Annotated in this window: 16 protein-coding genes; 1 reads left to right on the top strand and 15 read right to left on the bottom strand. The window is 65.7% G+C overall.

Annotation, left to right across the window (positions count from 1 at the left end; all coding sequences use genetic code 11):
- Positions 1-9 precede the first annotated feature (9 nt).
- From Q7W51_06860 to Q7W51_06845, 4 genes are all read right to left on the bottom strand, one after another.
- A complete protein-coding gene (locus Q7W51_06860; protein ID MDO8848089.1) occupies positions 10-354 on the bottom strand; it encodes a hydrogenase maturation nickel metallochaperone HypA in 345 nt (114 codons plus the stop codon).
- A 12-nt stretch (positions 355-366) separates the two neighbouring features.
- A complete protein-coding gene (gene tatC, locus Q7W51_06855) occupies positions 367-1,113 on the bottom strand; it encodes a twin-arginine translocase subunit TatC (protein MDO8848088.1) in 747 nt (248 codons plus the stop codon).
- Between the two features lie 47 nt (positions 1,114-1,160).
- Positions 1,161-1,625, bottom strand: a complete 465-nt coding sequence (locus Q7W51_06850; protein ID MDO8848087.1) for a twin-arginine translocase TatA/TatE family subunit — start codon at positions 1,623-1,625, stop codon at positions 1,161-1,163.
- Between the two features lie 73 nt (positions 1,626-1,698).
- Complete coding sequence (locus Q7W51_06845) at positions 1,699-2,034, bottom strand: STAS domain-containing protein (protein ID MDO8848086.1); 336 nt, start codon at positions 2,032-2,034, stop codon at positions 1,699-1,701.
- A gap of 146 nt (positions 2,035-2,180) precedes the next feature.
- On the opposite strand from Q7W51_06845, the gene Q7W51_06840 reads away from it, so the two are divergent.
- Complete coding sequence (locus Q7W51_06840; protein MDO8848085.1) at positions 2,181-2,531, top strand: STAS domain-containing protein; 351 nt, start codon at positions 2,181-2,183, stop codon at positions 2,529-2,531.
- 78 nt (positions 2,532-2,609) lie between these two features.
- Here the strand turns inward: Q7W51_06840 and Q7W51_06835 are convergent, their stop codons facing one another.
- From Q7W51_06835 to Q7W51_06785, 11 genes are all read right to left on the bottom strand, one after another.
- Complete coding sequence (locus Q7W51_06835) at positions 2,610-3,182, bottom strand: hypothetical protein (GenBank protein MDO8848084.1); 573 nt, start codon at positions 3,180-3,182, stop codon at positions 2,610-2,612.
- Between the two features lie 66 nt (positions 3,183-3,248).
- Positions 3,249-3,695 carry a hypothetical protein gene (locus tag Q7W51_06830; GenBank protein MDO8848083.1) on the bottom strand — a complete coding sequence of 149 codons (447 nt, stop codon included), beginning with the start codon at positions 3,693-3,695 and terminating at the stop codon, positions 3,249-3,251.
- Between the two features lie 44 nt (positions 3,696-3,739).
- Positions 3,740-4,177: a SoxR reducing system RseC family protein gene (locus Q7W51_06825; protein MDO8848082.1), complete on the bottom strand. Its 438-nt coding sequence runs from the start codon at positions 4,175-4,177 to the stop codon at positions 3,740-3,742.
- A gap of 6 nt (positions 4,178-4,183) precedes the next feature.
- On the bottom strand, positions 4,184-5,533 hold the full coding sequence (locus Q7W51_06820; protein ID MDO8848081.1) for an amidohydrolase family protein: 1,350 nt from the start codon (positions 5,531-5,533) through the stop codon (positions 4,184-4,186).
- A 99-nt stretch (positions 5,534-5,632) separates the two neighbouring features.
- Complete coding sequence (gene ubiE, locus Q7W51_06815) at positions 5,633-6,361, bottom strand: bifunctional demethylmenaquinone methyltransferase/2-methoxy-6-polyprenyl-1,4-benzoquinol methylase UbiE (GenBank protein ID MDO8848080.1); 729 nt, start codon at positions 6,359-6,361, stop codon at positions 5,633-5,635.
- On the bottom strand, positions 6,362-8,134 hold the full coding sequence (locus tag Q7W51_06810; protein ID MDO8848079.1) for a TIGR04190 family B12-binding domain/radical SAM domain protein: 1,773 nt from the start codon (positions 8,132-8,134) through the stop codon (positions 6,362-6,364).
- 101 nt (positions 8,135-8,235) lie between these two features.
- Positions 8,236-8,760, bottom strand: coding sequence for a hypothetical protein (locus Q7W51_06805; GenBank protein MDO8848078.1), 525 nt, complete (start codon positions 8,758-8,760; stop codon positions 8,236-8,238).
- A 3-nt stretch (positions 8,761-8,763) separates the two neighbouring features.
- A complete protein-coding gene (locus Q7W51_06800) occupies positions 8,764-9,420 on the bottom strand; it encodes a winged-helix domain-containing protein (protein ID MDO8848077.1) in 657 nt (218 codons plus the stop codon).
- Between the two features lie 133 nt (positions 9,421-9,553).
- Entirely contained in the window at positions 9,554-9,985 is a 432-nt protein-coding gene (locus tag Q7W51_06795) for a hypothetical protein (protein MDO8848076.1), read from the bottom strand.
- A 67-nt stretch (positions 9,986-10,052) separates the two neighbouring features.
- Positions 10,053-10,880: a cytochrome c biogenesis protein CcsA gene (gene ccsA / locus Q7W51_06790; protein ID MDO8848075.1), complete on the bottom strand. Its 828-nt coding sequence runs from the start codon at positions 10,878-10,880 to the stop codon at positions 10,053-10,055.
- Positions 10,880-12,214, bottom strand: coding sequence for a cytochrome c biogenesis protein ResB (locus Q7W51_06785; protein ID MDO8848074.1), 1,335 nt, complete (start codon positions 12,212-12,214; stop codon positions 10,880-10,882). Before Q7W51_06785 ends, ccsA begins: the two co-directional genes overlap by 1 nt.
- Positions 12,215-12,224 lie beyond the last annotated feature (10 nt).

The following is a 12,224-nucleotide window of genomic DNA, read 5'->3' as shown; positions in this document are numbered from 1 at the left end:
GGGTACCCCTCAGTCGATGTCGATAGAGTCGATCTTCAGCTCACGGCCCGAGAGCAGACGCATCAGGTAGCCGCTGCACGACGGACACTGCGCGCCCGAGTAGCGGTCGTGCACCCACTCGTGCCCGCAGTCGGCGCACTGTGAGCGGGCGTCGAGCATCGTCACGTTCAGCACCGCATCCTCGGCCATCGTGCCCACGCGAACAGCCTCCCACGCGAACTGCAGCGCGTCTTCCATCACCTCGGTCAGCACGCCGACCGTGATGTTCACCTCGTTGATGCGGCTAGCTTCCGCCCCTTCGGCCCCGGTCAGGGCCGAGGAGAGTATCCCTTCGGCGATGCCCAACTCGTGCATGTGCGTCCTTGCCTACTCGGTCTCGTCGGGCAGATCGCCCAGCTCGGCGCGACGCTGGGCCTTGATCTTGCGCGCAAGCGCTATGCGCACAAGCAGCATGCTTGCCTCGAACAGCGTCACCATCGCCGCCGAGAGCGCGGCCATGCTCCAGGGGTTCCAGTCGGGCGTGATCATCGAGGCGGCCACCACGATCACGACCCACACCGTGCGCCAGTTCTTGCGAAGCGTGGCGTACGGGACCACGTTGAAGTACACGAGATAGAAGACGATGACCGGCACCTCGAAGGCCATGCCGAAGCCGGCAAGGAACCACATCGCGAAGGTCATGGCGCTCTGCGCGCGGAGCAGCAGGTCGAACGTCTCGCCGCTCTGGTCAACGAGCCACTGCGTGCTCGGCTCGAGGATGTAGAAGTAGCAGAACGCCACACCGGCGAGGAAGAGCAGCGCCGCGGCCAGCGCCGTCCACCCGAACCAACGTCGCTCCTTCGGCTTAAGCGCCGGCAGGAAGAAGGCCAGCACCTCGTAGATGAGGATCGGACTGCCCGCGATGACCGCGCCAAACATGCCGAGGCGGAAGCGGTTCGACATCGCCTCGAGCAGATCGAACGTGTAGCCGCCTTTGTCGCCGAGAACCGGCAGCATCGGCCCGATCAGCAGGCGGTAGATCTCATCGGAGTAGAAGTAGCCGACGAGCGTGAGGGTGCCGAGAACCGCGACCACCACGGTGAGCCGCTTACGAAGCTCAGTCAGGTGCGACATGATCGGCATCCGCTTGGGGGAGATGGGCATGGTGCGCGCGGGGGCCGTCAGGCCTCGTCCCGCTCCCCCTCTCCAGCTTCGTCCGGGGCATCGGCGGCCGGCGGGACGTCGTCATCGGCGTCGCTCGCAACCGTGGGGGCGGACGCGATCAGATCGCCCGGCTCGGGCACGAGCAGGTCACCGTCCTCGTTCACGATGGGCCCTGCGTCGGCCTGCTCGCCACCGTCAGCGTCTTCGGTCCCCGCCTCGGCATTCGGCTCCGGGCGCGTGAACCCGCCGCTTCCCACCTTCTTGCCGAAGTCCTTGCCGGTCTCGAACGGGTCCTTCTTGAGAGTCGGGTCGGCCGCGAGGATCTCGCCGCGGATCGTCGACTCCATCATCGCCTGGTACTTCTTCATGTCACGCATGAGCCGCCCGAGCGTGCGGGCGAACTGCGGGAGCTTGTCGGGGCCGAAGAGCAGCAGCGCCAACACAGCTATGAGCATGAACTCCCAGCCACCGATACCGAACAAAGCGCAGCTCCTTGAAGAAGGACCGGCCCGGCGCTCCGTTTTCGGCTCGCCGCAGTGCCGCCACGTCCGAAGGTTAGAACTCCAGGGCCTCTTCGACCGTGGGGAACAGCGGGAAGACCTTGTCGAGCCCCGTGATGCGGAAGATCTTCAGGATGCTGTCCTTGGTGCATACCAGCCGCAGCGTCCCGCCGTTCTCCTTGACCTTCCGGAGGGCGCTCACCAGCACGCCAAGGCCCGAGCTGTCGATGAACCCGAGGTTCTGCAGGTCGACCACGATGTTCAGGCAACCTGCGTCGATGACGTCGGTGAGCTTCTGGCGCAACCGGGGCGACGTGTAGACATCGACCTCGCCGTCGAGTGCGATCGTGCAACTCGCTCCCGCGTTCTCGGTTGAGATTACGAGCTCCATGTTCACTACCGCTTTCGCCGAGGGTGCATGCGTTCACGATTGTACCCGCAGCCACTCCACCATGCCAGCGCGGGGGCAGCCGGTGTGAATGCCCAGCGGGCAGGGTAAACACACAGTGCCGGCAGCCGACCACACGGGGAGATGGTATGGCACTCTCGATTCGACTCGACCAGAACCCTGACTACTGGGTGCTCGCACTCGAGGGTGACCTCGACTACAGCGAATGCTCGTCGTTCCGACTGACGATCGACCGGGTGCTGAAGCACCTGCCGCCTGCGACAGTCGTGGACCTGAGTGCGCTCGACTACCTCGACAGTTCCGGCCTTGGCTTGCTGCTGTCCCTTTCGAAAGAGTACGGCGCCCACGGAGGCCGCCTCGTCCTGGTCACCAACGAGTCCGTCGACAGTATCCTCGACCTCACGCGGCTCTCCGGTCTCTTCTCGTGCGCAGCGTCGCTCGACGAAGCACGCACCATGCTGGCCGACGTCGCGCAGTAGCCCTCTAGGACCCCCGGAAGACCGACGGCCGACCCCCCTGCGGGGGCCGGCCGTCGCGTGGTACACGATGCATGTTCGCTATGGCGCGGTGGTCGTCTCGAACTCGGCGAGCATCCCCTGCGCATTCTCGACCTGAGCCGCGAGCGCCGCGTTGTCTGCTGCGCCGTCGATGAACGCCTGCAAGGCCGCAGGGGCCAGTTCGTCATCCTGCGCGTAGTACAGCGCGAACGCCTTGTTGCCGAGCGCGATGTCATTGGAGGGATCCACCGCGAGCACCTTGTCGTAGTAACTCACGGAGCTCTTCCAGATCGGGATCGATGCCGAGATCTGACCGCCCTCGTACAGCGCGACCGCCCACTCGAAGTAGGCATGGCCGACCTCGATGACGATGTCGGGGTTAGAGGGGTCGGACTGTGTCGCCGCCAACGCCGCGTCCACACGTCCCTGATACTGCTGCGTGATCGTATCCGCCGTGGCAGTAGTCTCCTGGGAGGCCTGCGGAGCACTGCCCCCACCGCTGATCCCTGCCGCGACGACTGCGATACCGCCGCCCACGAACGAGATGGCCACGATGATGATCACGATCCGCATCCATGCGGGCGTGTTCGACTTGTCCACAGCCATCGGACTCTTCACTGATTTGTTCGCCATGCGTTGCACTCCCTTAGACGAGAAGAGGCCCGACCGACACGGCGGTCGGGCCCTGTGAGCCCTGTCCTACTCGCTCGGCGTCTCCACAGTCTCGCTGGCGCCCATCGAGCTGATATCCGGATGTCCCTCGGGCAGCGCGCCCGACGACAGCTCGTCCTCGCTCAGCTGCGGTGCTGTGGAGCCCGAGTCGGTGGTCGCTGAGGAGGCGGGCGCCCCGGTCGAGACGGTGGCGCTGTCCGGCGCCACCAGGAAGCCGATGATCACGCCAACGAGCAGTCCGACCACGGTCATGAGCGCCGCGATGGTCATGCTCACGCTCTGCTCGAAGAAGGCTGGCGTGCCAGACGCGGCACCGGCCTTCGGGGCCGCTTTCGGGGCGGCCTTCGGGGCGCTCTTGGGTGTGGTGGGCGCCGTCTTGGCGCTAGACTTCGCCGAGGGCTTGGCGGATGAGGCGGACGTGCTGTCCTTGACCGCCTCTTCCTCCTCGTCGAAGAAGAAGTCCTGATCGCTCACGTGCGATTACCTCCTCGTTTGTCGACCGAACGGCCACGGCGACGTCAGGGTCGGCCGTGACCTCGCGCGATTATAGCATCCACTTTCGGTGTGAACTCCGTGCTCGACGCGATCTTGCGCTCTGCCGCCCTCACGCCGACGACCGCGAGATTCGCGCCGATCAGCGCAAACACGAGGCCGCTCACATCGGGCGCGATTCCCGCCCACCGTCCAAGCAAGTAGCCAGCCAAGTACCCGAGCAGCATGCAAACCACGGGAACGAGGAAGATCGCCACAGCGGCACGACTCTTGATAGAATCCGGGATCACCACGTCGACCGTGTCGCCGACCGTCACTCCCAGCGTGTCGACCACGTCCCGCATGATCATCTCGCCATTGGCGCCTCGTGCGCAGGACGTACATCCGCCGCATGCGGCGCCAACCTCCATGCGCACGTCCACGGCACCGTCATGCACCGTGATCACCCGACCGTGTTCATGCACGGCGGCTCAGCTCCGCATCTTCATCCGCAGCTGTTCGGTACGCTCGCTCATGCTCTCACGCTCGAGCGTGAGGTACGTGCCGCGATCGAACAGCATCCGCCCTTCGACCATGGTCATCAGCACGTTGTCCTGGTTGCAGGTGTGCACGAGCGCACCGTACGGGTTCTGCGTTGGCACCTGGTGGCTCTTCGAGAGGTCGACCGCGATGATGTCGGCGCGCTTGCCCGGCTCCAGAGAGCCCACCAGGTGGTCGATCTTGAGAGCCTGCGCGCCGCCGAGCGTCGCCATAGTCACGAACGTCTTCGCCGAGAAGAAGCCTTGCTCGCCGAGCATCCCGCGCTGGACGAGAAGACCCACGCGCATCTCCTCGAAGAAGTCGATGGTGCTCGTGGAGGCCGGCGAGTCCGTGCCGATGCCGACCCGAAGCCCTGCCGCGCGGAAGTCCCCGAGCGGCGCCGTGCCCATGCCGAGTTTGGCGTTGCAGCGCGCGCAGTATGCCACCGCGGTGTCGGTGCGCTTGAGGACATCGATGTCCTCGGCATCCACATGCACGCAGTGGACCGCAAGCACGTTCGGCAGGTCGAAGATGCCCCACTGGTAGACATAGCGCACCGGGCTCACGCCGGTCGGCATCCACGCCTGGTCGGACCAGCCGGACTGCGCCCGGAAGTCCTGTCCAAGCGGCGAGGAGCCGTACTTCACGAAGTCGTACTCGTCCTTCGAGCCCGCCAGGTGGATCGTCACCGGCCGGTCGTTGCTCTCCACCTCGGCCACGAGCGCCTGGAACAGCCGCGGGTGACAGGTGTACGGCCCGTGCGGCGCGAGGCCGATGGTGATCCGGCTGCTGTCCGTCTGCGCGGTCCAGGCCTCGATGTCGGCGAGCGCCTCGGCCATGACGCGGTCGACCGAAGCGGTGTCCATCGTGGAGACCTCGCGATAGAGCACGCCGCGCAGTCCGGAGTCCTGCGTCGCCTGCACGCTGGCGCCCGTGTCGGTGATGTCGGCAACGGTGGTGATGCCCGAGCGGATCGTCTCGATGGCGCCGAGCACCGCCGAGTCCTTCCAGTCCTGATCGCTCAGCAGGTGCTCGCGACCCTGGACCGCCATCTTCCACTCGGTGTACGGCAGGTCGTCCACGACGCCGCGAAAGATCGCGTACTCCATGTGAGTGTGCAGGTCTACGAAGCCGGGCATCAGCGCCGCGAGCCCGTAGTCGACGATCTCCTCATCGGGATGGTCGCGCAGCATCTCGACGCGGCTACCGAGCGCGATGATCTCGCCGCCCTGCACGAGCACGGCACCGTCGTCGATGTGGGGACCGCTCACGGGGAGCACGTAGCGCGCCAGAAGCAACATGGCTGGAACCAACCTCCCGAATGGGACGTGTGTCGGGCTCTCATCCTACACGCTCACCGATACCGGCTCCAGGAGACCCGGCGCCGGAGGACCGCCTCGCTACTTGATCGCCACGTGCACCGCAACGATGCCGAGGGTCAGGTTGCGCCACGTGACCTCACCGAAGCCCGCCTTGTGAAGCTCACCGGCGAGCGCCACCTGTCCCGGGAATCCGAGGATCGAGTCTCGCAGGTATTCGAAGGAATCCCGCTTGCCCGTAAGCAGGCCGCCGAGGGTCGGTATCACCGTGTGGAGATAGAAGTGATAGAGCGCCCGGAACGGCGCGAACGGCGGGCGGCTCATCTCGAGCACCACGTAGCGGCCGCCCGGCTTCAGCACCCGGTAGACCTCGCGGAAGTTGGCCGAGCGGTCCGGCAGGTTCCGGACGCCGAACCCCACCGTCACCACGTCGAAACTGTCGTCGTTGAACGGCAGATCCTGAGCGTCCACGACGGCGAAGCTGATCGACGTCGGCCCCTCGTACTCGGCTGCCTTCGCCTTGCCCACCTCGAGCATCTCGGGAACGAAGTCAGTCGAGAGAACGCTCTCGGGCTGACCGTAACGCGCGAGCGCCATGGTGAGATCGCCGGTCCCGGCCGCGATATCGAGCACCTGTGACGTGCGTCGCAGCTGGGCCATCTTCACGGTCTTGCGCCGCCAGGAGCGGTCCACGCCGAGGCTCGAGAGCCGGTTGAAGCGGTCGTAGTCCGGGGCGAGCGACGTGAAGATCGACTGCACACGCTCGGTGGTCGGACGGCCGTTGGCCGGAGCTTGCTGGTTGGATCGCATCTACTTCGCACCTTCCGTGAACCGCGTGTCGTACTTCCTGAGCCGCGGGAAGAGCAGCTCCAGGTTGACCTTGAGCCACAGCTTCGCGTTGTTGAAGACATGGCCGAGGTTCACCTGCGAAGGCCACTTGAGCTCCGTCTTCTCGCACACGGTACTCTCGTTGAGCACGTCGATCTCGTGCTTGAACTCGTCCAGTAGGTGGCTGCGGACCGGCTCGTCTTGCCGCATGATGTCGTCGATGCGCGCCATGGCGATCTGGGCCTCGAGGATGCGGCGCTCGGTCGCGGCCGCCACGGCAGGATCGATGGAGCCGACCCGTGCCTTCACCCTGTTGAGCCCCACCGCGGCTTCGTACGTGGCGTCCACCATCTCATCGAGCGTCATCGCGTCGGGGATGTAGTTCAGGATGTGCTTCCAGGACGGCTGCGTGAGCCTCTGGCGATGCTCTTCGAGCGTGCGGGCGCGGAGCGTGTAGCCGAAGCGGTCCGGGTCCTCGAAGATCATGCACCCCGGATCGAGGAATGGCGCCATCGGCCCGATGAACGGCAGCAGCTTCGGGTTGTCCCCGATGCGCGCGTAGAGCTCCTCCACAGCACGCGCCGTGCCGAGCACGGATTCGGCCGTCTGCGTGGGGATGCCCGTCATGAAGTACAGGTCGAAACGCTGGCAGTTGTGCTTGAAGGCGTTGTCGATCGAGTCGCAGAGGTCCTCCCACGCGTACGGCTTGCCGAACACCTCGCGCACGCCGTCGTCATGGCTCTCGGCCGATACCTCCACCGAGAAGTCGTTCAGGTTCTCGTCCAGCAGCGCGTAGAAGTCCTCGGAAGGCGGTGTGAAGAATTCGAAGCCGATCGGGTTCTTGAAGTCGACCTTCCGAAGGCCAGTGATGAACTCGTTCACGTACTCGTCGCCGGCCTGCCGGAAGTCGTTGAGCACGAAGACCGGCCCCGGGATGTGCTTGGCGATGTGTGAGATGTCCTTCACGAGCAGCTCGGGGTCGCGGAATGCCACACGATCGCGGCCGAAGTGCTCGCGGAACGCCGTCGCCGAACCACCGCACGTCACGCAGTTGCGCGTGCACCCGCGACAGGTGAGCGACGCGGTCACCGGATACGAGAGCCAGTCTTTGAACGGCAGCGACGACGACATGTCGCGCCCGCGGATGACCGAGCGCATCGAGAAGCTGTAGTCGAGCTTCACGTGGTCGAAGGTGGGCGGCACGCAGGTGAAGGGGTTGACCACCGCAGCACCGCTCGCGTCCTTGTAGGTGAGGTTCGGGATGTCGGCCACGCTGCCGCCCCGTTTGATGGCGTACACGAGTTGCGTGAACGGCTCTTCGGTCGAGTCCCCCCGCAAGACGTAGTCCACGGCGTCGTAGCCGATGAGCTCCTCGTGGAAGTACGTGGCCGTGAGGCCGCCGAAGACCACGGGCGTATCCGGATGGTACTTCTTGCACAACCGCGCGATCTCGATCGACCCGTGGGCGTGCGGCGCCCAGTGCAAGTCGATGCCGAAGACGTACGGGTCCATCTCCCGGATGGCCTTCTCCACGTCGAACTTCGGCTTGTTGAGCATGAGAAGCGCGAGGTTGACGACCTTGACGTGAAGCCCATGGCGCTCGAGGTACTCACCGATGGTGGTGAAGCCGAGCGGGTACATCTCGAAGATCGGGCTCGACGGGACAAGATCCGACACCGGCCCGTACATGATCGAGGTCTCTCGGAAGTCGTAGACGCTGGGGGCGTGCAGCAGGACGAGGTCCGCTTTGGCCATCTGACTGGGATCCTCCTCACGCCACGACGGGCGCGGCGCACCGGAACGGAACAAGGCGGGAGTATAGCACAGGGCATGCTGCGGGCCGGGCCCGCAGCGCGCTACTTGACCTCCTCGTTGGAGGTCGCTTCGACCGCGTCGACCAGCCACCCCTGCGGTTGTGCCACAAGCGTGTAGGTGGTGTCGTAGCTCGCCATGTACTCCTCGGTCAGATACTCCAGCGTCTCGAGCGAGAAGTAGCGGTACCGCCAGGTTTCGTGAGCCGTCACGACCGCGGTCGACGCCTCCTGCGACGCGAACGTGATCTCGAGCGAGGTCAGGAACTGCTCCAGCCCCTTGCCGTCCATGCGGTTGAGCTGGATGTAGGAGTCGACCCGCACAGCCTCCTCGGGCGTCATGGTGGCGGTGGGGATTTCCGAGTTGGCCATGCGGTACGAGAAGCTCACCCAGTCCAGGTACGAACGGACGGCGAGCTCGGGGGTGGAGAGATCCCACGGCGCGGGCTCGACGGCGTCCCCCACGGTGCCGAGCGGCTCGGTGCCGTCACAGCCGGTCACCGCGAACGCGAGCAGCATCGCGACCCCAAGCACGATGAGAGCGAGCGGCATCGGACGGGCGTGGCCCATCGCTCACCGGGTCCCGACAGAGCCCGTACGCGTCTGGCAACGGCACGCAAGGCTCTTGAGGTCGCAGGGCATGCGCACCTGGGTGATGATCATGCCTTCGGGCCGGTTGAGCTTGATCGCCGAGGTGAGCAGCAGCACGCCCCGAATGCCGGCGGTCGCCAGCAGGTCGAGGGTGATTTGAACCCAGCCGGGCGAGCATGCGACGAACGCGACGGTGATGCCCAGGGCGGGATCAAGCCGGGGGATGTCGGTGAGGTGTTGCAGGGTGACGCCCATCACCTCGGCACCGGGGTCCTCCGGTACTTCGGAGAAGCAGGCGGCCACCCGCACGCCGAACCGCTCGGGCGGGAAGATCACCTGCAGCGTGTCGAGCATCTTGAGGCTGCCGACCGCGAGGATCGGGTACTCGTCGGACAGCCCCAGAAAATCCATGAGCGCCGCAAAGAGCACCTCGGGCGCGTAGCCGGCACCCGGACGGCCGATGTCGCCAACGAAGGAGATGTCGCGGCGGACGGTCTCCTCCTTGATGTTGAGCTCGTCGGCCAGCTGCCGCGAGGTGATCCGCTGCGGTGCTCCCGTGCGGATGAGTTCGCCGAGATAGCAGTGGTAGAGCGACAGGCGGTACAGGCTTGCGTCGGGTGCCGTGCGCTCGTCCGACATGGTGTCCTCCGTTGAGAGCAGCCGCATTGCGATAATGGTACCGCGACTTTGGGATTTGTCGAACGGAATTCGGCACAACGCATCGTGTGCGGGCTGTGGGCGCGACCGGAAGACCGCTATCGGCTAACGGACTCTAGTCGGTTGCAGCGGGCTCGAACGGCTCCGGTGCCGAGGTGGCATCGAGGGCGTCGACCACCAGCCAGCGGCCATCGTCAAGCGACAGGATGAAGACGGTCACCGCCGGCCAGCCGGTGAACTCATCGCTCGCCTTCCAGACCACGGCGACGTCAGCGGTCGAGGTGGTCTCGGCGGTGAGGTAGGGTGGCTCGTAATCGGGAACCTGGGGCGTGCCGGTCGGCTCTTTGCTGCCCGAGGCCAGCTCCGCCGCCAGATCGGGGTCCGCGAAGTACTCCTCGTAGGCCGCAGGGTCACGAACGTCGTCGCGGCGGAGTTCGAGGAGGTCCGAGATGCGAGTAATGGCGGGATGAGCTGCCGGGGAAGCACAGCCGAGGAGAAGGACGAGTCCTGCCGCGATGAGCCACTTCGGATGCATGACACGACGCACGGGGCGCCCTTTCCCTCGCAGGCAGGTTCCTTCGGACTTGCGTAATCATAGCGGCATGGGCCGCCTGCTAGTGGAAGTACTCCGAGTGGAGTGAGGTGGTGAGGAACGACGTGAAGAAGAGCGAGACGACGGCGAGACCGAATCCGGCGAGCAGCAGCAACGTCGCCCGACGTCCCTTGAGTCCGTAGAACCGACGCGCGTGCAGGTAGATGCCGTACACGAACCAGGTCACCAGCGACCAGGTCTCTATCGGGTCCCAGCCCCAGAACCGTCCCCAGGAGTAGTACGCCCAGATCGCGCCCGTCAGCATCCCGATGCCCCAGAACGCGAAGGTCAACCCCGCGAACCGATACGACTCCCGGTCGAGTTCGGACGGCTCGGGCAGACCGGGCATGCGCCCTGCGAGTGCAGTCCCCCGACCGAGTTGCAGCACTCCATAGCCGAGTGAGACGAGCGCTGCCGAGAATGCGACGAAGTAGAAGCAGACATGAAGCACAAGCCAGATGCCGCGGAATGTGAGCGGCAGGAGTTGCACCTCCGGACCCGTGTAGACCGCCAGTCCAAGGAGCAGCAGCACCGCCGGATAGAGCACGACTGCAAGACTACGGCTCTTGGGCTGGCGCCAGCCCACCAGCTGGAGAAGCGACATCGCAACCCAGGCGTTGGAGGAGAGCACCTCGTAGCGCGTAAGGTAGGGCCCGTGCCCTGCCCCGTACCACCGCAGGCCGAGAGCCGTCGAATGGACCGCGAGTCCCACAAGCGCGACGGCGTGAGCCGCACGCACGAGCCCGGGCTTCGCCATGGTCGTGCCGAAGAGCACGAAAGCGGTAGCGATCGCGTAGGCGACGAGCGCGACGATGTGCAGCACGACCTCGGTAGCCAACGCCTCTTGCATCACGCATCCTCTCCCTGCCGCAGGTTCGCCCCGAGCATCTCGGCCAACTCCGGCAGATACGAGCCCGGCATACGGGCGGCGTACCAGGAATAGCAGACTCCCTCGGCAGTCTCCTCGACGACCAGCACACGAGGAATCCAAGCGTAGAGCATTATCGAGCCTGCACCGATCACGGCAAAGCCCAGAAGCAGTGCCAAGATGCCTGGCTCCTTCTGGATGATGAAGCGCGCCCACTGACCGGTGAATGAATACTCCACCTCGAGTCCCGCAACCGTTGCGGTCTCACCCTCGGCGAGCGTGACAGGCTCGACAGCGTCGTCGCCGGCGAGGCGAAGGGCAAGCGGCACAGGACCTCGGACGCCGTGCGGGTCCCACCGTCCCTCGAGCGCGACGCCACCGATCGTGAGCGGCTCCGCGGTGTAGACGACCTCGCCCGCCTCGGCGTAGACAAACTCCATGCGCACGGGGTACTCAGTGCCATCCTCGGCAGTGAAGACGAGGAATGCCGCATCGCCGAACTCCCCGGGCTGTGCGTAGATCGTATGCCCGCGGAGTCGGAGCGGGTGGTTGATGCTCACCGTTCGGGGCGTCCAATCCTCCGTGCCATCGAGAACCGAGAGCGTGGCGACGACCTCCTTGAGCCCGCCCTGCGGCCAGTTCTCGACCTTCATTCCATCGAAGCGCAGCGGCACACCGACCTCGGGCGCATCGGCCGGATCCTCGACCGCGTAGTAGTCGTCACCAGGCATTCGGATCTCGCCTTGCGAGAAGTCGGCGATCGCGCTCCGGGTGAGTGCGAGTGCGATGCCCCCCGACACGAGCGCCACGAGCAGACCGACGTGCAGGATTGCGGGCGCCCAGAGTCCCATGCCGTGGCGGACGAAGACACGGGTGGATCCCGCCCGGCGCTGCTCGCGAAAGCCCGTCGCACGCGCGCGTTCGGCGACCCGCTCGATCGCCGCACCGGAAATCTCCGTGCGAGGCTTCCTGGCAACAGCGTCCCGGCGTTGCGCCGCCGAGGAGAACATGCGCAGCGTCGCAACCGTCAGCGCGGCCGCGAAGACCGCGAGAACGGTGACGAACCACCACGACGAGAAGATCTCGCGAAGGCCGAGCGCGTCGGCGATGCCGGCGACCGCGGGGTTGCGTGCTTCCCAGGACGCGACGATCTCAGCAGTGCTGCTCGATGACTGCGGGATCCAGGCGCCGAGCGCGCCGCAGACCGCGATGAACGCCATGAGCGCGATCGACGTACGGCGGGAGGTGAGCATGTCGAGGAAGCGGCGCATGTCGTGATGGTAGCAAAGCGGCGGCGCAGCGATCGGCCGCGGCACCAGGGCCGAC

The sequence above is a fragment of the Coriobacteriia bacterium genome (assembly GCA_030652115.1).
Classification (GTDB): Bacteria; Actinomycetota; Coriobacteriia; order Anaerosomatales; family Anaerosomataceae; genus UBA6100.
This window is presented reverse-complemented; position numbering and strand designations above follow the sequence as displayed.